Consider the following 22480-nt stretch of genomic DNA (forward strand, 5'->3'; position numbering starts at 1 on the left):
GGTCCTTGTGCAGTGCGCTTGGATGTTATCAACGAGAGCGCTGTTTTTTTGAAGATATATCAATCAATGAATTGGTCGGGTTAAGCATCTGCAATACGAGTATGAATCAATTTTTTATCCAATCTCCGCTATGTGATCGAACTTGCATGAATGTACGCAACATGCCGAGTCTCGATATTTCCGCGCCATTCAACCGCTTCGTATGCTATTGCCGTTGCGGAAACTAGCGATAACGATGGTGTTGGCGCTCGTGATGGGACCGATTAATCCAGTAACCGCAGAGCCGGCAACGAACGCGAAAGGTCCGGTATCGGAAAAAGCAATGCCTGCAGCGAGCAACCCGAATCCAGCCGTTCAAATGACGCCCATTCAAATCATCGGCACCCTGGAGACCGAGCCACCCAAGCCCAACAGCAGTACCCTGAAAGGCCGTTCGTTGCGATTACAGCAAGGCGATACGCTGGGTCAAACATTGCAGGGCGAATTGGGCGTCAGCAATGCGTCGTTCGGTCCAGGGGTCGGTATACCGGTGATCCGCGGTCTGACCGGTTCGCGTGTGCGGATATTGCAGAATGGCGTCGGTAGCCATGATGCCACCAGTCTGAGCCCTGATCATGCGGTGGCGATTGATCCGTTAATGGCCGATGCCATCCAGATTCTGCGCGGACCCGAAGTGATCCGCTATGGCGGGAACGCCATCGGAGGAGTGGTGGACGTCAACGATAACCGGATTCCCGACAAAAGAGTCAAGCAGCCGGTCAGCGGTTCCGCCGAAAGCCGTTACGACACCAACGGCAATGGCACGCATTCGGCGTTCCGGTTGAATACCGGTAAAGACCGGTTTGCGTTCAATCTCGGCGGATTTTTCCGCCAGCGGGATGATGTGCGGATTCCGGGAAAAGCCATCGACGAAGCATTGATCGAGCAACAATTCGGTCTGACCGATATTCAGAATGCAGCGGGCAGGATTCCTAATACCGATAGCAAAGGGCTCGGCGGTTACACCGGTGTCTCATGGTTCGGCAACAATTTCATGGCCGGTATGTCGGTCAGTCATACCGATAATCGCTACGGTGTTCCGAAAGGCAGTCACCACCTCGATCCCAATCATCTCGACGGTCTCGAAAATATTTTGCCGCGAATTAGAGACTTAACCGGATTTGAAGATATTTTCGGATCCAAAGCGTTGTTCCCGAACATTCGCCTTAACATGCAGCAAACGCGCTACGATTTCAAGACCGAGTGGTATGAACCGGTACGCGGCGTGGAAAGCGTCAGTTTCCGCTACGGCCTGGTTGATTATGGGCACACGGAGTTCGAAGGCGGCTCTCCTTTTACCAAATTCAAAAACGATGTCGGGGAAGGGCGCGTTGAAGCGCGTCACAATGCCTTACCCAATTTAACCGGAACCGTCGGCGCTCACTGGATCGACCGGAATTTTTCCGCGTTGGGTGTCGAAACCTTTGTGCCGCCGACCAAGCAGCAATCGGTGGGGTTTTATACGACGCAGGATTACACCTGGAATAACTGGATCATACGCGGCGGCATCCGGCTGGAACATGCGCGGGTTAATCCCAATGCGCATGAATTGAAGCTGCGCGGCAGTGCATTGCCTCCCGTGCCGTTGCCGAATTCCATGGACTATCTGGCATTTTCCGCTTCTACCGCGATGCAATGGAATTTGCGGCAGGATACGGCATTAACCCTTACGCTGAATCGCGGCAAACGGCCGCCGGATATTCAAGAACTGCTGGCGCTGGGGCCGCATCTTGCGACCCGCAGTTTTGAGATTGGCAATGTGCAATTGAAAAATGAAACAGTGAATATGGCCGACTTAGGCCTCGACTGGAAATCGGGCCGTGTCAGTTCCCGCATCAACGGTTATTACAACCGCACCGATGACTATATCTACTTGCGCAATACCGGCTTGGTCTATGAAGTCGATAATGAAACCCTACGCCAGCGTTGCGTCAGCGACGCGGAATGTGTTTCGGTTTTTGCGTATGACCAGCGCAATGCGGAATTTACCGGCTTTGAGTCCCGGATTGACGGCACGCTCTATCAACTGCCCGGCGGCAACAACGTGTTACTCACCCTGTTTTCGGATTACGTTCGCGGACGGTTCGTCGATGGCGATCGCGATGATGTCCCGCGCCTGCCGCCGCTGCGTTACGGCGCCGAACTGGGGTTCGGCAACCCCATCTGGAATACCGCGCTGCGCTACACCCGGGCGGAGTCTCAGCGGCATCCGGGCAGGAATGAAACCGCGACGGATGGCTACCATTTATTGACCGCATCGGCGGATTATCAATTGAAAGCGGGCAAATGGGGCGATCTCTGGTTATTTGCCAAAGGTCATAACTTGCTTAACGAGGAAATCCGCAATTCCGTGTCATTTCTGAGAAATTTTGCGCCAGAACCAGGGCGCAGCTTTATTTTTGGCGTGCGCGCCACTTTCTAGTCGATACGATGAATGCTCCAGTTAAAGTGATCGGCGTACCTTGGCGGCAGCTCATCGGCTGCTTCGCCTTGTGCATCAATGTACTCGCGCTTGAATGGCTATCGCTGCGGCCTGCCGTTGCGGTGCATCTGGATATCGAAGTTTGGGGGCAAGGTAATGCCTTGTTTGCAGGATATTGCCGCACACCGGGTATCGTCGGTTGCGATCTCGATGGCTTGGCGGAAGCGTTGGGATTGCCAGCGAATTCAGTTCCGGTTGAAGCTGCCACCGGCAAGTTCATTTTCCCCGCTGATTTTCAAGATCTTACCGGTGGTCCCTTCAGAACCCGGAATCCGGGGTTTCAATCGATACAAAATGCGTTATTACCGAATGAGCTGCTCGGTTATCGTGCGTTAGGAAAGTTGAAATACTGGGATCCGGCGCTATCGTCTTGGCGTGATGCGCCGCCGGAGGTGCAAATCCGTTTGTTCGGCGGATTGGAAGCCAGCTCCGAGGTATTACGTGACTACTCGCAATGCGCCGGACAATTGATTTGCCTCAGTGAGGGCAGTTTTGGCGCTGACGGCAGCACCGTCTTCTCCGGTACAGGCATTTTGGGCAGTCCCGAGCTGGTCGTTGATATTACGAATACGAACGGCATCCTGCATACCCATTTGAGCTTCTTTCTCGAAAATCAAAGCGGGCAGCCCGGAGGACCCGCCGGCGCGTATCTGATTGAAATGCAATTGCTCTCCAACGCACGGTTTTTTCCCTTAGAGCCATTTCTGATTTTATTCAACGCAGGACTTGAGCCTGCGCAGTTTGCCGCGGCTTTGACAACATTAATCGGTGAACCGGGTGGTGGCGATCCGCTTCCGCAACCGGTTCGGCCGGTATCGATACCCGGCGACGTGGATTTAGACGGGGATGTCGATCGCATCGATGTGGCGTTGATTTTACTCGCCGCGCAGAATAATGAAGCGCTGAAACCCGCAAATTCCGCATTCGATGTCGACAAAGATGGCGTCATCTCCCGTGCCGATGCCTTGCTGGCGAAATCCCTGTGCACATTGCGGCTGTGCATTAGCCCGCTGGAAGCGCCGGCGACTTCGCTGAATGTCGCTGCGATCTTTGATCATCAAACCGGGATGTTGAATTTAAATGATATCAAAGCTGGAACGCAGCACTTCCGTGCACAGTTGCAAGTGCAGGAAGACCAATCCTTGCTGTTAACCACACTGCAAATTGACAAATCGCGGTATGCAAAACCCTCTCAATATGACATTGCCACGGGCATTTTGACGATCCCGGCGGTTTTTATTAACGGGAAGTTTTTTCAGGCAACGTTGCGCGCGATCGATGCCAAAAGATTTCAGGTGATTCAACTGGAAGAAATCAGTGGAATTCTTGAGAAATAAAAGCTTATTAACAACACCAACTAAGGAGTCAGAAAAATGTTCAATAAAATAAAACTATTATTCTTTGCATTCGCGCTCATTTTGATCCTCAAATCCGTCCAGGCGATTGCTGCTGATGATTCGCACGGAGGAGATATTCAGCCGTGGCGGGTCGGCGCGGAAATTTTTGTGAATAGCAGTTTGTTCGAAGCCGATTTCGGCGATCTGAGTGGTGGTCCGTTCGAAACCGACGATCCTGGGGTCGATGTCAATATTACCAAAGGTGCTTTCACGCCCGGCAATTGGTTGCGGTTCCAACCAGTGGGTAAATTGTTCTATTGGAATGGAACACAATGGACTGAAACCATTCCGAATGGCGAAAAAATCAATATGACCGATGCGCTGAACCGCGTGATTTCATTTTCAGGCACGGGTGTCAGCGAAACTGCCGGAGTGATCGGTGAAATCGGCAGTGACGGCGATTTGCATGAACACCTCAGCTTCAAGATGCTCGATGCAACCAATACGCCGAATGGCACCGCCGGCGCGTACCGCATTCAGTTCAAGCTTTTTGAATCGAGAGCGAATAACGACACTTCCGTTTCCGTGGCATCAGCGCCGATCACAATCGTTTTCAATCGCGGCTTGGCGCACGAAAGCTTTGAAACGGCCGTTGCCGCAGCCGGGGATCTTTCCGAAAATGCCGTTTTCGCCTCTGAAAGCGGGATATTGACGATCCAGAGCGTCAAAGCATTGGGGTCCCATTATCAAGTGAAGCTGCAGCTTATCGGTGGTGATAAATTCCAACTGATTGAAGCAAAAGAAATTTCATCTACAAAGTAATCCCGGATCCAGTCGATTCATAGCCGCCCGGAACAGGTCAAACGGGGGTGATTTCATTCTTCCGTGCCGCCCGGGCGCGCAATTTCGTTGCATAGTCCCGCTCTGAGACTCGCGATTGAGAGAATTTGCGCTTGTTTTTCCACGTTGCTCGCTTCGCTTCCTGAAATCCGGAAAATTCTGCGTTGTAAAAAAACATCATCCGGGCAGTGCCATTTCAAGCGCCTGATAGTAACCGGTTTTGCAATGAAGCAATCGCTGCTTTTCCTTCCTGACTGAAAAATTTTTGAAAATTTTTCTGCATAGAAATAATTTGTGTTGTACTATTAGTGCGACAGTAAGATTCATTATCTACTAGATATTGTGGTTTGATGATGACTAATACTAGTCCATTGAATCAATGGATATTTGTCTTTTCTTTGATGAATTATCAGTCAGGAGGGATCCCCGATGCAGCTTGCGACAGAATCAATTCACCTCAAACCAGTTTCCGGAAATCAAAGTTTAATGGATACACCGACATCTAATTCGCCGTATTCCCAGCATCGAGTCATCCGCCGCAATGGCGCGGTGGTGGCGTTTGAGCCGGGTAAAATTTCAGTCGCCATGACCAAGGCGTTCATCGCCGTCGATGGCGGGCAGGGCGCTGCGTCGGTGCGGGTGCGCGAAGTCGTGGCCAGCTTGACCAACGATGTGGTCAATGCGTTGTTGCGGCGTCAGCCTGATAGCGGTACCTTCCATATCGAGGATATTCAAGATCAAGTGGAATTGGCGCTGATGCGCTCCGGTGAACACGATGTGGCGCGTGCCTACGTGTTATACCGCGAAGCGCGGGCGCGCGAGCGCGCCAAGCAGAAGCAAAGCGTCGAAGCGGTCGCGGAAACCTTGACCGTGACCGACAACGGCCAGCGCGTGCCGCTCGACATGGCCAAACTGTCGGCATTGATCGAATCCTCCTGCGCGGGGCTGGGCAATACCGTCGATCCATCGCTGATTCTGAAAGCAACGTTGAAAGATCTGTACGATGGCGTCTCGATCGACGAGGTGCGTAAATCGGTGGTGTTATCGGCGCGCGTGTTGATCGAAAAAGATCCGGCGTATAGCTATGTCACCGCGCGGCTGCTGCTGAACAATATCCGTTTCGAGGTGCTGGGCGAGGAAGTGTCGCATCAGGCGATGCACACGCAGTATCAGGAGTACTTTCCGGTATTCATCAAACGCGGCATCGAAGCCGAGCTGCTCGATCCGCGGCTGGCGCAATTCGATCTGAAGCGGTTGTCCGAAGCGTTGGAAGCCGACCGCGATCTGCAATTCGATTATCTCGGACTGCAAACGCTGTACGACCGCTATTTCCTGCACATCAAGGAAAGCCGCATCGAACTGCCGCAAGCGTTTTTCATGCGCGTGGCGATGGGATTGGCGCTGAACGAAATCGACCGCGAAGCGCGGGCGATCGAATTTTATCAAGTGTTGTCGAGTTTCGATTTTATGAGCTCAACGCCGACGCTGTTCAATTCCGGCACCTGCCGCTCGCAATTGTCGTCGTGCTATCTCACGACCGTACCGGACGATCTCGACGGCATTTACGAAGCGATCAAGGAAAACGCGTTGCTCGCCAAATACGCCGGCGGTCTCGGCAACGACTGGACGCCGGTGCGGGCGATGGGTGCGCGCATCAAGGGCACCAACGGTAAATCGCAAGGCGTGGTGCCGTTCCTGAAAGTGGTATCGGATACCGCGGTGGCGGTCAATCAAGGCGGCAAGCGCAAGGGCGCGGTATGCGCGTACCTGGAATGCTGGCATCTGGATATCGAGGAATTCCTGGAATTGCGCAAAAATACTGGTGACGACCGCCGCCGCACGCACGACATGAATACCGCGACCTGGATTCCCGATCTGTTCATGAAGCGCGTGATGGAAGGCGGCGACTGGACACTGTTCTCGCCGTCGGATGTGCCGGATTTGCATGAAAAATTCGGCCAGCAATTCGAGCAGGCGTACCTGGGGTATGAAGCCAAAATCGACCGCGGTGAACTGACGCTGTACAAAAAAATTCCAGCAGTGCAGTTGTGGCGCAAGATGCTGAGCATGTTGTTCGAAACCGGGCATCCGTGGATCACGTTCAAGGATCCGTGCAACGTGCGCTCGCCGCAGAATCATGTCGGCGTAGTCCACAGTTCCAATCTGTGCACCGAAATCACGCTGAACACCAACGACAAGGAAATTGCCGTGTGCAACCTCGGTTCGGTCAATTTGCTGGCGCACCTGAAAGATGGCATGCTCGATCTGGATAAACTGAAACGGACCGTGCGTATTGCGATGCGCATGCTCGACAATGTCGTCGACATCAATTTCTATGCCGTATCCAAAGCGCGTAACGCCAACCTGAAACACCGTCCGGTCGGCATGGGCATCATGGGATTCCAGGATTGCCTGCATCAACTGGGCATTCCGTACAGCTCGCAAGAAGCGGTGGAATTCGCCGACCGTTCGATGGAAGCGGTGGCGTATCACGCCTACTGGGCATCGACCGAACTGGCGGAAGAGCGCGGTTGCTACAGCAGCTACAAAGGCAGTCTGTGGGATCGTGGCATCCTGCCGCACGACACCTTGGCGATTCTGCAGCAGGAACGCGGCGGTTATGTCGAAGCGGATTTGTCGGCGACGCTCGATTGGGACGCGTTGCGCCAGCGCATCAAACAGCACGGCATGCGCAATTCCAATTGCCTGGCGATCGCGCCGACCGCGACGATTTCCAACATTGTCGGCGTGTCCGCGAGCATCGAGCCGACCTATCAAAACCTGTACGTCAAATCGAATTTGTCCGGCGAATTTACCATTGCCAACAAATCGCTGGTCAACGATCTGAAAAAACTCAATTTGTGGGATGAAGTGATGATCGCCGACCTGAAATATTTCGACGGCGCGATCAGCAAAATCGACCGCATCCCGGATCATATCCGCACGCTGTACGCGACCGCGTTTGAGATCGATCCGCGCTGGCTGATCGAGGCGGGCGCGCGGCGGCAGAAATGGATCGACCAGTCGCAATCGCTGAATATTTACATGGCGGGCGTATCCGGCAAGAAACTCGACGACACCTACAAACTGGCGTGGCTGCGCGGGCTGAAAACGACTTATTACCTGCGTTCGCTGGGAGCGACCGGCACGGAAAAATCGACGGTGCGTGCCGGTTCGCTGAACGCGGTGCCTGCTGACGGCGGCATGGTGAAAGCCGCAGTGGAAGTCTCGACGGTTGAAATCAAATACTGCGCCATAGACGATGAGAGCTGCGAATCGTGCCAATAATTCGAAACACCGATTAATGACCTGTGCAAGCGATTTGCTGCGTTGGGTGGTGCTCGGAAACTCGCCTATCTTGCGATATGTCTCGTTTCCTGCGCTCCACCCGCCTTGCAACTCATCTTGCTCGGCAAATTACTCAGTGTTTCTTCTACAACATAAAAAAAGGAGTTCACCATGTTGACATTTGAAGACGAACCGCAACAACCGCAAACACCGCCGCTCAATACCATGCCACATACCGCCATGCCGCGCACCGCGCAGCATGATTTCGAATTGCCGCTGCAAACATCGCCGCGAGACGACCGGGATCACAGCGCCGCACCTCGGCAACCGGACGATCAGGACGTTGCCGGCAGCGAAAGCCGCCGCATTTCGGTGGAAGACAAGCAAATCATCAATTGCCAGGCGGATGTCAATCAACTGGTGCCGTTCAAATACAAATGGGCGTGGGACAAATACCTGGCCGCCTGCGCCAACCACTGGATGCCGCAGGAAATCAGCATGAGCCGCGACATCGCGTTGTGGAAAGACCCGAACGGCCTGACCGAGGACGAACGCCGTCTGGTCAAGCGCAACCTCGGCTTCTTCGTCACCGCCGATTCATTGGCGGCGAATAACATCGTGCTCGGCACCTACCGTCACATCACCAACCCGGAATGCCGTCAATATTTGCTGCGCCAGGCGTTCGAGGAAGCGATCCACACCCATGCGTATCAATACATCGTCGAATCGCTCGGGCTGGACGAAGGCGAAATTTTCAACGCGTATCATGAAGTACCGTCGATCCGCGACAAGGACGAATTCCTGATTCCGTTCATCGATACCTTGACCAACCCCAACTTTAAAACCGGCACATTGGAAGCCGATCAGGATTTGCTGAAAAGCCTGATCGTGTTCGCCTGCATCATGGAAGGCTTGTTCTTCTACGTTGGTTTTACACAAATTCTGGCATTGGGCCGGCAAAACAAAATGACCGGCGCGGCGGAGCAATACCAATACATCCTGCGCGACGAATCGATGCACTGCAATTTCGGCATCGACGTGATCAACCAGATCAAAATGGAAAACCCGCATTTATGGACCAAGGAATTCCGCGATGAAATCAGCGCGCTGATGCAAAAAGCTGTGGCGCTGGAATACCGCTACGCCGAAGATACCATGCCGCGCGGTGTGCTCGGCATGAACGCGCCGATGTTCAAGGAATACCTGCGCTACATCGCCAACCGCCGCTGCCAGCAAATCGGCCTCGACGCGCTGTACCCGAACGCCAATAACCCGTTCCCGTGGATGTCGGAAATGATCGATCTGAAGAAAGAAAAGAATTTCTTCGAAACCCGCGTGACCGAGTATCAAACGGGGGGGGCGCTGAGCTGGGATTGAGGGTTGTTTTGTAAGATCGCCGTCGATTCAACTTAAGCGATATTTTTTTGGCCTATTAAGATGGCGAGTTTGAGCTTTTGATGAAAATTCAAAAATAGGAGGAAGTAGGTTTCGGAACTGCTAACTGTTTCTGACGAAGTATTTTGATTTGTTAGATTAAGGAGCTGCAATTTGCGGCTATTCGTAAACTTATTACTATCAATTCTATTGAGGGAAAAATGGCATATCGAAACGGAAATTATACTGCCTTTTACGTTACTGAACCGTTCAGTGCTAGCGCGTTGGGCGCCTACGCAACTAAGGATTTTTGTTACTACAACATGCTACGAGCTTGGAAAGGTAATGACTCATCGTTTCCCTTTAATGATTCGCATGATAAGACGTACAACGTACGTGACAACAGCGATTGGGAAACAACGTTGAAACCAAGACTCAGAGAGCGTCTTAGGAATTCAAAAAATATCGTTCTCTTACTTAGCTCAAATACAGCAAACTCAAGGGCGCTCCGAGAAGAAATTGATTACGGAATTAATGATCAAGGACTACCTGTTATCGTTATATATCCGGAGTATGATACTAAGGAGAGTCTTCTACTGAATGACTCGTTAAAACAATCGGTAAAAAACCTCTGGAACAATTTACCTATCTTTAGGGATTCGATGAATAAGGTCCCGACACTCCACATTCCTATCAAAAAGGAAATCATTGAGGCATCTTTGAAGAATAGTGACTTTATGTTATTGACTCGGCACAATAATACTTGAAATTTATGAATCGCCCCCCATCTTGTTGAAATGGAAAAAGACGACGCAAGATATTCGACGCTGGAGCAACTGCATGAACGGCGCAAGCAAGTGGTGCGGTTGCATCGCAAGGGCTACGGCGTGATGCAAATTGTTGAGCTCAGTGGGCTTTCGTATCCGACAGTTCGGTTTGCGATAGATCGGTATGAAGAAGGCGGATTTTCCGCCCTGAAGCCAGGGATGCGAGGCAAGCGTGCTGGTCAAGGGCGGGCACTGACAGAGGAACAGGAACAAGCCATCCGCAAGATCATTTGTGACAAGCGCCCGGAGCAACTGAAGATGGAATTTGCGCTGTGGAATCGGGCGGCGGTCATGCAACTGATAGAGAGGGAGTACAGCATCAAGCTGTCGGTGCGCGGCGTAGGCAACTATCTGTCACGTTGGGGTTTCACTCCCCAGAAGCCGATCAAGAAGGCCTATGAGCAGCGGCCTGAAGCCGTACAAGCCTGGCTCAACGAGCAATACCCGGAAATTGAGAAGCGCGCCAAGGCGGAAGGCGGCGAGATTCACTGGGGCGATGAAACTGCCTTGGTCAATACCGATGTGCGCGGTCGTTGCTATGCTCCGGCAGGCAAGACGCCAGTCACCTACGCGACTGGTGGTGCGCGACAGAAGCTATCGATGATTGCCGCAGTGACGAATCAGGGCAAAACACGCTGGATGATCATCGACGAGGCCTTCAACGCCGACAGGCTGATCGAATTCCTCGAAGCGCTGATCAAGGATGCCGGGAAGAAGGTATTCTTGATTCTCGACAATCTGCGGGTTCATCACAGCAAACAGGTCAAGGCATGGGTCGCTGAACGACAAGACAAAATCGAGCTGTTCTACCTGCCCAGCTATAGCCCGGAACTGAATCCGGAGGAACGCCTCAATGCCGACCTCAAGCATGCCATCGGGACGAAAGTGCCGGTGCGCACCAAGGCCAAACTCAAACTCGCTGCCACCGAACACATGGTTAAACTTGAACAATCACCCGAACGGGTCAAAAGCTTCTTTCAAGATCCGAGGGTCAAATATGCCGCTTGAAACTTCAAACTTAATCTGACCGGATCAATAGCGACCAAGACAACCACGGATTTCTATTGGTACAAGCGATGACAAAGGTTGATTTCTTTGACAGAAGAGTTGTCGAGAACTTCCTCAAGATCACCTGTGGGATAAGCACAGCGTTGTCTCTGTTTGTGCTGTTTTTTGAAATACCAGCAGCATACAAAACCACCTATGGATGGATTTTTATAGGATTGCTGGGATTAATCTATCTAGCGATTTGGGTGTGGTCTAATAATCTTAATAAGATTGATATTAATGTTGAAGGGAGCGAAGTTACAATCAAAGTTGGTGACATTTTTTCGGAGCCTGGGTTAAAAGCAATCGCTTTTAACGAATACTTTGACACCGTGGTAGATAACAAATTAATCGCCGAAAGCTCGCTAAATGGCATATTTATTCAGAAGCATCTTGGTGAGTCTATTTCAGAGCTAGATCGCCATATCGAAAATTATTCTTTTGAGAAAAACGAAAAACTAGATAACAATTCAGAACGAAAAATAGGAAAGAAGTTACGCTATCAGATCGGGACTATTTGCGTATATAAAGATTTTCTTTTGGCCGCATTTGCAAAGTTCGACGATGAAAATAAAGCTGTACTTACAATGCCAGAATATCTTGAGTTTTTGATAAATTTCTGGGACAAGGTAAACAACATATACGCCCAGAAGAGTGTATCCGCGCCGATATTTGGTTCAGGAATTACGCGCATCAAAGGTCACAAGACTATAAGCGATGAAGATCTTCTAAAAATTATGCTCTGGACATTTCGTATTAGCGAAATGCGATTTAAATACCCAGCAAGGCTTACGATTGTGATTCACAAAGACAAGATCGACAAAATTAATCTTCTTGATATTAAGTCTGCGAGAAATGGGGTATAGCTCGTAGGTTGGGGTGAGGTACGAACCCCAACATCAACAAAGCCAATCGTTGGGTTTCATTTCATTCAACCCAACCTACGGGTTGTTGCCATTGAAGATGATGCGGTGCTCGGCGGATGGCGTTTCACTTATCCACCCTACACGCTGGTACGCGTCTCCCGATTTCGGGAAAGTCTTTCAGGTGATTGACTGTATTGAAGATCTGTTCAATAAATTGCTTGGCGTAAAGTATAGAATCCTTGGAAATGTAAGATTGGGAAAAAGGGGTCAGACCCCATAAAAATAAATCATATTTGTGTGTGATGCTCGTCAGCCTATGATACGATTTTATTTTTGGACATTAAATCATGCGAACGACCATTAATATCGATGAACAATTACTAGCTTATGCCAAACTTCAGGCGGTTCAACAGGGATGCACTTTAAAACAGGTTATTGAAGATGCATTGCGTGAGTCTTTTTCCCGACATCATTTGAAACAGGAACCGGTAAAGTTAGAAACAGCCTCGGGTGCCGGTCTCAAGCCGGGTATTGATTTGGATAATAGTCGCAGTTTGAGCGACATTATGGACGATCGTTAATGTTTCTGATGGATGTGAATGTCTTGGTCTATGCCCATCGGGAGGATACGCCGGAACATTCCGCTTATCGCGAATGGTTGGAGTCAGCCATTAATGATACTGTTCCTTATGGTTATTCGGAGTTGGTATTAAGCGGTTTTTTGCGAGTTGTTACGCATCCGAGAATTTTTGAGGTGCCTTCTGCATTGTCCAGTGCGGTTCGTTTCGCAAATCAGGTTAGAGAATCGCAGAATGCAGTTTGTCTTGCGCCCGGGCCGATGCACTGGAAGATATTCTTAGCGTGTATTGAGCAAATTGATGCGAAAGGGAACGATATCCCCGATGCCTATCATGCGGCTTTGGCGATGGAATGGAATTGTGTGTGGGTGACAACAGACAAGGGTTTTAAACGGTTTAAAGGTTTAAAAGTACGCCATCCACTTACTTTGTTTAATACCTGATGCCAAGGAAAAAACGCTTTTATCAGCCTGGAGTACCGGTACATGCGTTCCAACGCGGACATAATAAAGAGCCGGTATTTTTTGATGATCAGGATTATTTGGCTTATTTGCGTTTCCTGAAAGCTGCGGCCGATGATCTGGGGTGTTTGATCCATGCGTATGTGTTGATGACCAATCATGTGCATTTATTGGTAACACCGCAAGCTGAAAATGATATTAGCCTGTTGTTTCAGAAAATTGGGCGTCATTTTGTGCCTTATATCAATAAAACTTATCGCCGTCGAGGAAGTTTGTGGGAAGGGCGGCATAAGGGCAATATTTTAGAATCGGATGCTTATTTTCTGATTTGTATGCGCTATATCGAGATGAATCCAGTGCGCGCTGCAATGGTTGCACACCCTGGGCAGTACCGGTGGTCCAGCTATGCGGCGAATGCGCATGGGGTTGATAATGCCATTCTTCAGCCGCATGCATTGTATCTGGCATTGGGCGAATCTCCCGAGTCCCGTCAAGCTGCTTATCGCGCTGGATTTGATAGTGAAACCCGATTGGATGAACTTGAATTAATCCGCGCTTGCTTACATTCGGGTACACCGCTGGGTCATGATCATTTTAAGAAAAAGATCGAGTCTGTTATCGGCAGCCGTGTTGGTTACAGTAAGCGTGGTAGACCAACAGTGCGTGGATTGAATTAACAAAGAATGGCAAAGTGAAATAAGAGTAGGCATTGTGATTTACAAATCCAAAATGCTTATTCTTTGATGGGGAGCTGGTCTTGCTGTTTATTATCTAATTTTGTTCATATATTAATGTCAATTAATCATTGATATGTTCATATTTATGTATTAATATTGTTGATGATATGGATATATTAATATGAACAAAAACCAATCTTCGCTAGCCAGAAAACAATTGGAAAGACGTCTCGCACCCTTGCGTGAGACAGGGATTGTTGCGCCGCCACGGGGATGGATAAAGGCCATTCGTGAAGCGCTCGGCATGACTGCCCGCCAGCTTGCCGCACGTATGGGTGCTTCCCCTTCACGTATTCCGGTGATTGAAAAAGCGGAAGTGACTGGCGCAACGACGATCAAGACTTTGCGTGAAGCTGCCGAGGCAATGAACTGTACCTTTGTGTATGCCTTCGTGCCGGTAAAACCGCTCGATGATATTCTGCGTGAGCGTGCCATCCAGAAAACGCGCAAAGACATTGCCCGGCTCGATCACACCATGCGGCTGGAAAACCAGGCTTTGCTCAAATCCGATCTCGACGATGAACAGCGGCGCATGGTCGAATTGATCCTATCAGGCTCGTTAAAAGGGTTATGGGAGGATAAGTAGTCGCCCCTGAAAAAGTATCAGACAACAGTTGTTGATCTGGAAAAGCCGCCCGAGGAAACGGCTACCTATCAAAATGCATACCCTTGTAGTTTAAATTTCCATCAAGGAATCCGTTCTCGCCACGGGAAAAAGAGCCAAAAAATGGCCAGCAGCCATTGTTTCAGATTCCAGGCGCAAGCAGCCATCAGCAGGTTGATGCGATCACCGACAGCGCCTTTCAGATAGTTCCTTGCCATTCGATAATCCGACTTCAGGTGACCGATAATGGGTTCAATCGCGGCGCGCCTCCTGCACTGTTTTCGCTTCCTGTCTTTCTGGTACCGGGTATCCTTCTTGAGCGCCTTTCCGGGCAAAATGATCTGGGTTCCATTGACTTCACGTTTGCCGCGGTAGCCGCGATCGCATACGGCCTGCCTGGCAGCTTTCCCTCGCGAAATCTCAACATGTCGCAATATCTCCGGTAATGTATGGCTGTCATGCAGATTCTGTTCGTGACTGACAACCCCGACAATCAGATTGCCTTTTGCGGTACTGGCTATCGATGCCTTGCTGCCGTATTCATATTGTTTGTGGTCTTTTCCCTTGGCGACACAGTACACTTGCGGTTCGTGCAATGAGTAGATCTTGTTTTTATCGTTTTGTTGCTGCCGTAATACTCCCTCATACCGTAGAAAATCCTTTTGGTAGCATTCAAACAAACAGTATTGCGGCAGTTCTCTCCTGAGCTCCCGCATCAGAATACCTGCAATGGTTCTGAGTCGCTTCAACGCTCGTTTCGCTTTCGCTCTTTTCTTCACATGCCGGTAGTGCCGGATATCCAGGCGCAGTGACTTCACTTCTTTGACAAAAGTACGCCGCTGTAAAATACCATGGGATTTGGCAATCTTGTTGAGGCGATTGATAATTTTGATCGCCAGTTTGCTATCCGTTGGGTACGTGATGTTCTTCTCATGCACGGTCGTGTCAATATGAATGACGTCTTCCAGCGCCGATTCCCCATGCAAACCAACGCTCATCCGGAAAATCCGCTCTACGCCTTCCGCGCCTATGCGCTTACGAAAATGTACCAGCTCCGTGCTATGACAAGGCAACTTCTGCTGGAACTCTTTCATGCCGCAAAAAGCCTGGTAATAAGGATTACGCTTCCACTGCAGTACTATCGATTCGTCACTCAAATTCTCTAACTGTTTTAGAATCAATAACCCAACCATCAAACGGATCGGCTTACTCGGTGCTCCTGTCGCTGCTGTGTAATGAACCGAAAATGATTCCTCAAATCCTTGCCACGGTATCGCTGATGCAAGCTTCAGCAATGGATCACCGGGATCAAGCTGCATCAGTAAATCTGTTCCAAACAGATTCGGTTGATGAATCGTACTGCTATTTCTTAGCATTTTTAATCACCATTTCGACCAGAAATACAGCACTATTTTAACATTCCAGGTCGTTATGATCACTAATGAACAGTGTATTTATAACTAATATCAAGTGCTTAGGAATATTTCAGGACCGACTAAGTAGCATTGTCATGCCAGATCCATTATTTATCGATGACGATGATGCGAATACCCCACTGACAGCCGAAGAGCGTGAGCAGCTTATCCCTGCCTATATCACGTTGCGGCACGAACTCAACGAAGCGGAGCAAATCAACATCGGTCAGGCGTTGCGCTGGACTACCGCACTCAAGCGGGATGTGCTTGACCAGAAATTCTTGCGCCAATTGCACAAGCGTATGTTTGGGGATGTGTGGCGTTGGGCAGGGCAATATCGCACCTCAGCCCGCAACATTGGTGTCGATCCCTATCGGATCACAACGGATGTGCATCAAGCCATTGGCGATGCTTGTTACTGGATCGCACATAAAACTTATCCCCCGGATGAAATTGCGGTGCGGTTTAGTCATCGCCTTGTTGCAATCCATCCGTTTCCCAACGGAAACGGACGCTTCTCGCGTCTTATAGGCGATCTTCTCGTCCAGCAGCTTGAACAGGCGCCATTCACATGGGGGCGTGCCAATCTGGTCGATGCCGGAGAAACCCGCGCTCGCTATATTGAAGCCTTACGTGCCGCTGACAATCACGATATAAAGCCACTGCTGCTATTTGCGCGTTCTTAACAGGTCGTTGAAAAACTATCTGCGTTGCCGCTGCGGTGTTAAAAACAGGCTCAAAGTGCTCATTTATTATGCATAAACTGCGCTTTTTCGCCTGTTTTTGCCTTGCATCGGCTACCTCGAAAACGTTTTTCAACGGCCTGTTAACTGTTGGAATGATAAACTCATGGTAATTCAGCGACTCGTTGGTAAACCAGAACCGCAATTTATTCAATGATCATAATTTGATGAGGTAACTATCTATGCAAACCCGTGAAGAACGCGACACCATGGGGCCGGTGCAAGTGCCCGCCAAGGCGTTGTGGGGCGCGCAGACGCAGCGCTCGTTGCAAAATTTCAAGATTTCCGGCGAGCGCATGCCGGTGGCGCTGATTCATGCGCTGGCCCGCGTCAAGCGCGCCGCCGCCAAGGTCAATCACGATCTGGGGTTGCTCAACGCCGCCAGCGCCGCGGCGATCATCGAGGCTGCCGACGAGGTGATCGCCGGCCATTTCGACGATCAATTTCCGCTGGTGGTGTGGCAGACCGGTTCCGGTACGCAGACCAATATGAACGTGAACGAAGTGCTGGCGAACCGGGCGTCGGAGATTCTCGGTGGCGGGCGCGGTGCAGATCGCAAGGTGCACCCGAACGACGAGGTCAACAAGGGCCAATCGTCCAACGATGTGTTCCCGACCGCGATGCATGTTGCGGCGGTGCAGGAGCTGCAGCAGCGGTTGCTGCCGGCGATCCGGCAATTGCGCGAAACGCTGGCGGCGAAAGCGCAAGCGTTCGATGCGATCGTCAAAATCGGCCGTACGCATTTGCAGGATGCGACGCCGTTGACATTGGGGCAGGAATTTTCCGGTTATGTCGCGCAACTCGATCACGGGCTGCGCCACGTCGAAGCGGCCATGCCGCATGTGTGCGAATTGGCATTGGGTGGCACGGCGGTCGGTACCGGTTTGAACGCGCACCCCGAATTCGCCGTGCGCGTCGCCGCCGAATTGTCGCGCCTGACCGGGTTGCCGTTTGTCACCGCGCCGAACAAATTCGAGGCGTTGGCGAGCAACGATGCGCTGGTGCACGCGCACGGCGCGCTGAAAACCTTGGCCGTGTCGTTGATGAAAATCGCCAACGATATCCGCTGGCTGGCATCCGGGCCGCGTTGCGGCATCGGCGAATTGCGCATTCCCGAGAACGAGCCGGGCAGTTCGATCATGCCGGGCAAGGTCAATCCGACGCAGTCGGAAGCGATGACGATGGTGTGCTGCCAGGTCATGGGTAACGATGTCGCGGTCAACATGGGCGGCGCGCTCGGCAATTTCGAATTGAACGTGATGAAACCGCTGATTATCCATAATTTCCTGCAAAGCGTGCGGCTGCTCGCCGATGCCATGGTGAGTTTCAACGAGCATTGCGCAGTGGGTATCGAAGCCAATGTCGAACGTATCGACGCGCTGATGCACAACTCGCTGATGCTGGTGACCGCGTTGAATCCGCATATCGGCTACGACAAGGCTGCTGAAATCGCGAAGAAAGCGCACCGCGAAGGCACGACCTTGAAAGCCGCCGCAATCGCCACCGGCTATGTCACCGCAGAACAGTTCGACGCCTGGGTGGTGCCGGAGCGGATGGTCGGCAAATAACCCTCATTTATGGCACCGCCCTTCAATCCGACCGAACCCGTCACGCACCGCGAGCGTTTCGCGTGGTGCATGTACGATTTTGCCAATTCCGGTTTTACCACGGTGATTCTGACCGCCATTTTCAATGCGTTTTTTGTCGGCGTGATCGCCGCCGGGCAGGGCAGCGGCGACGCCACGCTGCTGTGGACATTGGCGATGGCGGTAGCCAACGGCTTGGTACTGCTCACCGCGCCAGTGATTGGCGCGATCGCCGATTATTCCGGCGCGAAAAAACGTTTTCTGGCGGCGACCACCATCGGTTGCGTGGTCTTTACCGCGCTGTTGTATTTCGCCGGACCCGGTGACATTGCGTTGGCGATGGGGCTGGTGATTCTGGCGACATTCATGTTTTCCAGCGGCGAGAATCTGATCGCGGCATTTTTGCCGGAAATCAGCACGCCGGAGACGATGGGGCGGTTGTCCGGTTACGGCTGGGCGCTCGGTTATTTCGGCGGGCTGCTGTCGCTGGTATTGTGCCTGGCGTATGTCACCTATGCCGAAGCGCAAGGCATGGAAGCCGCCGACTATGTGCCGGTGACCAATTTGATCGTGGCGGTGCTGTTCGGCCTTGCCGCGTTGCCGACGTTGCTGTGGCTGCGCGAGCGCGTCACCGTTTCTGCCAACGTCGATGGCGTTTCACTGATCCGCGCCGGTTTCCAGCGGCTGGGCGCGACCTGGCGTCAGGCGCGGCAACATACCGATTTGTTCCGTTTTCTGGCGTCGTTGACGATTTATTACGCCGGGATTTATATCGTCATCGTGCTGGCCGCGGTGTACGCGCAGGAAGTGATGGGGTTTCAAACCCAAGATACCATTATCCTGATCATGGTAGTCAATATCACCGCCGCGATCGGCGCATTTTTGTTCGGCTATCTGCAAGACCGCATCGGCTCGAAACGCTGCATTGCCGTTACCTTGTTGATCTGGATCGCGGCGATTGTTTGCGCGTATCTCGCCGTCGATGAATTTTTATTCTGGGTTGCCGCCAACTTGATCGGCACCGCATTGGGCGGCGCGCAATCGGCCGGACGTGCGCTGGTCGGGCAATTCACCCCGGAAGGGCGGCAAGGTGAGTTTTTCGGTTTGTGGGGATTGACGACCAAGCTGTCTGCGATGATCGGGCCGCTGACGTATGGCGGTTTGGTTTATCTGCTGGCGGGTGATCACCGCGCAGCGTTGCTCAGCACGTTGGCTTTTTTTGTGATCGGCCTTGCGATCCTTGCGGCTGTCAATGAAAAACGCGGACGGGAAATGGCGAAGGTCGTTTATTGATAAAAACAGAGAGCCGCAAAAGCCATGCGGCTTTTACGATAGTTGGCGGGTAACAGTCGATGTGCGCATGGAATGCATGGCGACCGTTACCCGCAACTTTAGATTTGATCTTAAGGCGCTAGATACTGCTACATTTGAGTTGCTGTGTATCTTTGGCTGGATTCAAATTGTTCAAATCAAGCTTCAACCGGTCTCCAAGCCATCTTGCGAACACCGTATGCGCCGCCAATTCGTCATCTTGGACAGGGTGTATCAATACCGATAGCCCTGATCGTTTTTTGTCGATGATTGCTGCAATCTGATCGATCTCTGTCGCAGGAATATGAATCTCAAACATCGGTTTAGAGTGAGGGCCGATCGGTTGTAATACCAATTCGCCCACGTAAATTAATTGCGGAATCGCACGTATTAATTCATCCCTGACTTTTTGTGCGAGCTCGATTTCATTTTTTGTAAAATAAAGGTGCACGTGAAATTTTTCCATGATCTTATAATTTTTCCTGTCATGTGGATTAATTGAGGCCCACATCTTATTGATCCGGCCAGATTAAGTTTGAAGTTTCAAGCGGCATATTTGACCCTCGGATCTTGAAAGAAGCTTTTGACCCGTTCGGGTGATTGTTCAAGTTTAACCATGTGTTCGGTGGCAGCGAGTTTGAGTTTGGCCTTGGTGCGCACCGGCACTTTCGTCCCGATGGCATGCTTGAGGTCGGCATTGAGGCGTTCCTCCGGATTCAGTTCCGGGCTATAGCTGGGCAGGTAGAACAGCTCGATTTTGTCTTGTCGTTCAGCGACCCATGCCTTGACCTGTTTGCTGTGATGAACCCGCAGATTGTCGAGAATCAAGAATACCTTCTTCCCGGCATCCTTGATCAGCGCTTCGAGGAATTCGATCAGCCTGTCGGCGTTGAAGGCCTCGTCGATGATCATCCAGCGTGTTTTGCCCTGATTCGTCACTGCGGCAATCATCGATAGCTTCTGTCGCGCACCACCAGTCGCGTAGGTGACTGGCGTCTTGCCTGCCGGAGCATAGCAACGACCGCGCACATCGGTATTGACCAAGGCAGTTTCATCGCCCCAGTGAATCTCGCCGCCTTCCGCCTTGGCGCGCTTCTCAATTTCCGGGTATTGCTCGTTGAGCCAGGCTTGTACGGCTTCAGGCCGCTGCTCATAGGCCTTCTTGATCGGCTTCTGGGGAGTGAAACCCCAACGTGACAGATAGTTGCCTACGCCGCGCACCGACAGCTTGATGCTGTACTCCCTCTCTATCAGTTGCATGACCGCCGCCCGATTCCACAGCGCAAATTCCATCTTCAGTTGCTCCGGGCGCTTGTCACAAATGATCTTGCGGATGGCTTGTTCCTGTTCCTCTGTCAGTGCCCGCCCTTGACCAGCACGCTTGCCTCGCATCCCTGGCTTCAGGGCGGAAAATCCGCCTTCTTCATACCGATCTATCGCAAACCGAACTGTCGGATACGAAAGCCCACTGAGCTCAACAATTTGCATCACGCCGTAGCCCTTGCGATGCAACCGCACCACTTGCTTGCGCCGTTCATGCAGTTGCTCCAGCGTCGAATATCTTGCGTCGTCTTTTTCCATTTCAACAAGATGGGGGGCGATTCATAAATTTCAAGTATTATTGTGCCGAGTCAATAGATCTGCAATTAGAACTAAGATTCACTGCAATACTACTCCGTAATGACAGTACTTGTCTCACATCTATATCTTTGAACATTATAGGAAAAGATCACTTTTTTTATGAAAGACAATCACATTTATCCGATTGTTGATAATTAGGATGAAGTAAAAAAAGTGTTACGGCTTAATGGTGAAAAACATTTTGTCGGACAATTCTTTATTATCCGAGGTGATTAACGCATAACCGTGTAGGATTACGCTGGTTTGCAGATGCTTTGGTGGGTGCCGATTCGTGTTTTTTATGCTGCTGGGAAAAGCAGAAATTCCGGATTAACCGGTAAGCCAGCGCGCTCTGACGTCGTCGCGATTGAGCGCCAGCCACTGTAACGCGATGATGGCGCTGGCGGCGGTGATTTTTTCGGATTTCAGGAGTGCCATCGCGGTATCAAAGGTGACGACATGCACTTTGATGTCTTCGCCTTCTTCAGTGACGCCATGCACGCCATCGGCAGTGGTTGCATCGGTACGGCCGCAAAATAGCGCGATGCGTTCCGTGGTGCCGCCAGGGCTCACGAGGAAATCGTAGAGCGGAATCAGATCGGTGATGATGCAGCCGGATTCTTCGATACTTTCGCGCTTGACCACTGTTTCGGCGGTTTCACCGGTTTCGATCATGCCGGCGACGATTTCCATTAACCAGGGGCCACCGGGCGCATCGATTGCACCAGGGCGGAATTGTTCGATCAACACGATTTCATCCCGGACGGGATCATAGGGCAACACAGCCGCTGCGTGGCCGCGTTCAAACATTTCCCGCGTCAGCAAAGGACTCCACTCACCACTGAAAAGCCGGTGACGGAGGTGGTATTTCTCCAAGCGGAAAAATCCTTGATAACAAACTGTTTTCTCGATAACTTCTACATCTTTTGTCATTGCGGCAATCCTTACGGCGCAGTTTATGTTACGCTGCGTCAGTAAGCGACAATGACATGCCGGATCTGGGTACTAACGCATTCCTAGCGTATCCATGCCGATATCATCATCCTCATCAACTTCGATATCCACATCGGCGCTATCGTCGTAATCATCTTTGACGGTTTCATATTCGTCAATGATTTTTGCGAGCTTTCCGCGTGGAATCTTGTCTTCGACGATCAATTCTTCGTCGTCAGTCAAGTTATCTATGGGATAAAATCCGTCGTCATCGTCAAACGATAGTTCTTTGATCATCATAACCTCCATACAAATTGATTGAAGAGATGTTATTGAATCACACTGCATTGCTACGTAACGGTTAATAAAATATGGTTTTTCCCGGTATTTTC

The 22480-nt window shown here is 51.1% G+C and carries 19 protein-coding genes and 1 pseudogene; 15 read left to right on the forward strand and 5 right to left on the reverse strand.

From position 1 onward, the window contains the following. Positions 1-142: 142 nt before the first annotated feature. From ACV7NC_RS01155 to ACV7NC_RS01210, 12 genes are all read left to right on the forward strand, one after another. Positions 143-2461, forward strand: a complete 2319-nt coding sequence (locus ACV7NC_RS01155; protein ID WP_458153597.1) for a TonB-dependent receptor — start codon at positions 143-145, stop codon at positions 2459-2461. An 8-nt stretch (positions 2462-2469) separates the two neighbouring features. Beyond that, entirely contained in the window at positions 2470-3858 is a 1389-nt protein-coding gene (locus ACV7NC_RS01160) for a dockerin type I domain-containing protein (protein ID WP_458153599.1), read from the forward strand. 36 nt (positions 3859-3894) lie between these two features. After that, on the forward strand, positions 3895-4680 hold the full coding sequence (locus ACV7NC_RS01165) for a hypothetical protein (RefSeq protein WP_458153600.1): 786 nt from the start codon (positions 3895-3897) through the stop codon (positions 4678-4680). 447 nt (positions 4681-5127) lie between these two features. Further along, complete coding sequence (locus ACV7NC_RS01170) at positions 5128-7986, forward strand: ribonucleoside-diphosphate reductase subunit alpha (RefSeq protein WP_458153601.1); 2859 nt, start codon at positions 5128-5130, stop codon at positions 7984-7986. A 171-nt stretch (positions 7987-8157) separates the two neighbouring features. Next, positions 8158-9363, forward strand: a complete 1206-nt coding sequence (locus ACV7NC_RS01175; RefSeq protein ID WP_458153603.1) for a ribonucleotide-diphosphate reductase subunit beta — start codon at positions 8158-8160, stop codon at positions 9361-9363. Between the two features lie 218 nt (positions 9364-9581). Continuing rightward, positions 9582-10127 carry a TIR domain-containing protein gene (locus ACV7NC_RS01180; protein WP_458153604.1) on the forward strand — a complete coding sequence of 182 codons (546 nt, stop codon included), beginning with the start codon at positions 9582-9584 and terminating at the stop codon, positions 10125-10127. A gap of 30 nt (positions 10128-10157) precedes the next feature. Continuing rightward, a complete protein-coding gene (locus ACV7NC_RS01185; RefSeq protein WP_458151853.1) occupies positions 10158-11195 on the forward strand; it encodes an IS630 family transposase in 1038 nt (345 codons plus the stop codon). Positions 11196-11263: 68 nt separating this feature from the next. Continuing rightward, positions 11264-12100, forward strand: a complete 837-nt coding sequence (locus ACV7NC_RS01190) for a macro domain-containing protein (RefSeq protein ID WP_458153605.1) — start codon at positions 11264-11266, stop codon at positions 12098-12100. A gap of 347 nt (positions 12101-12447) precedes the next feature. Then, positions 12448-12681 (forward strand): hypothetical protein, encoded by a 234-nt coding sequence (locus ACV7NC_RS01195; protein ID WP_458153606.1) that lies wholly within the window; start codon positions 12448-12450, stop codon positions 12679-12681. Then, positions 12681-13121 carry a TA system VapC family ribonuclease toxin gene (locus tag ACV7NC_RS01200; protein WP_458153607.1) on the forward strand — a complete coding sequence of 147 codons (441 nt, stop codon included), beginning with the start codon at positions 12681-12683 and terminating at the stop codon, positions 13119-13121. The genes ACV7NC_RS01195 and ACV7NC_RS01200 overlap by 1 nt, the downstream gene beginning before the upstream one ends. Then, entirely contained in the window at positions 13121-13816 is a 696-nt protein-coding gene (locus ACV7NC_RS01205) for a transposase (RefSeq protein ID WP_458153609.1), read from the forward strand. Before ACV7NC_RS01200 ends, ACV7NC_RS01205 begins: the two co-directional genes overlap by 1 nt. A gap of 181 nt (positions 13817-13997) precedes the next feature. Further along, on the forward strand, positions 13998-14462 hold the full coding sequence (locus ACV7NC_RS01210; RefSeq protein WP_458153610.1) for a mobile mystery protein A: 465 nt from the start codon (positions 13998-14000) through the stop codon (positions 14460-14462). On the opposite strand, the pseudogene ACV7NC_RS01215 reads toward ACV7NC_RS01210, so the two are convergent. Further along, positions 14458-15856, reverse strand: a pseudogene (locus ACV7NC_RS01215) (IS5 family transposase); the annotation flags it as partial. The gene ACV7NC_RS01210 and the pseudogene ACV7NC_RS01215 overlap by 5 nt on opposite strands. Before the next feature lie 134 nt (positions 15857-15990). Here ACV7NC_RS01215 and ACV7NC_RS01220 point away from each other — a divergent pair. The 3 genes from ACV7NC_RS01220 to ACV7NC_RS01230 all read left to right on the forward strand — a co-directional run bounded on the left by ACV7NC_RS01220 (position 15991) and on the right by ACV7NC_RS01230 (position 19517). Beyond that, positions 15991-16581 carry a mobile mystery protein B gene (locus tag ACV7NC_RS01220; RefSeq protein ID WP_458153612.1) on the forward strand — a complete coding sequence of 197 codons (591 nt, stop codon included), beginning with the start codon at positions 15991-15993 and terminating at the stop codon, positions 16579-16581. Between the two features lie 239 nt (positions 16582-16820). Beyond that, entirely contained in the window at positions 16821-18206 is a 1386-nt protein-coding gene (gene fumC / locus ACV7NC_RS01225) for a class II fumarate hydratase (RefSeq protein ID WP_458153613.1), read from the forward strand. A gap of 9 nt (positions 18207-18215) precedes the next feature. Continuing rightward, positions 18216-19517 (forward strand): MFS transporter, encoded by a 1302-nt coding sequence (locus ACV7NC_RS01230; protein ID WP_458153614.1) that lies wholly within the window; start codon positions 18216-18218, stop codon positions 19515-19517. Positions 19518-19635: 118 nt separating this feature from the next. Here ACV7NC_RS01230 and ACV7NC_RS01235 read toward each other — a convergent pair whose 3' ends face one another. The 4 genes from ACV7NC_RS01235 to ACV7NC_RS01250 all read right to left on the reverse strand — a co-directional run bounded on the left by ACV7NC_RS01235 (position 19636) and on the right by ACV7NC_RS01250 (position 22388). After that, complete coding sequence (locus ACV7NC_RS01235; RefSeq protein ID WP_458153615.1) at positions 19636-20001, reverse strand: DOPA 4,5-dioxygenase family protein; 366 nt, start codon at positions 19999-20001, stop codon at positions 19636-19638. A gap of 77 nt (positions 20002-20078) precedes the next feature. After that, on the reverse strand, positions 20079-21116 hold the full coding sequence (locus ACV7NC_RS01240; protein ID WP_458151853.1) for an IS630 family transposase: 1038 nt from the start codon (positions 21114-21116) through the stop codon (positions 20079-20081). A gap of 369 nt (positions 21117-21485) precedes the next feature. Continuing rightward, positions 21486-22088, reverse strand: a complete 603-nt coding sequence (gene nudF, locus ACV7NC_RS01245) for an ADP-ribose diphosphatase (RefSeq protein ID WP_458153616.1) — start codon at positions 22086-22088, stop codon at positions 21486-21488. 72 nt (positions 22089-22160) lie between these two features. Continuing rightward, positions 22161-22388 (reverse strand): hypothetical protein, encoded by a 228-nt coding sequence (locus ACV7NC_RS01250; protein ID WP_458153617.1) that lies wholly within the window; start codon positions 22386-22388, stop codon positions 22161-22163. Between the last annotated feature and the right edge of the window lie 92 nt (positions 22389-22480).

It is taken from the genome of Nitrosomonas limosa (assembly GCF_054188085.1).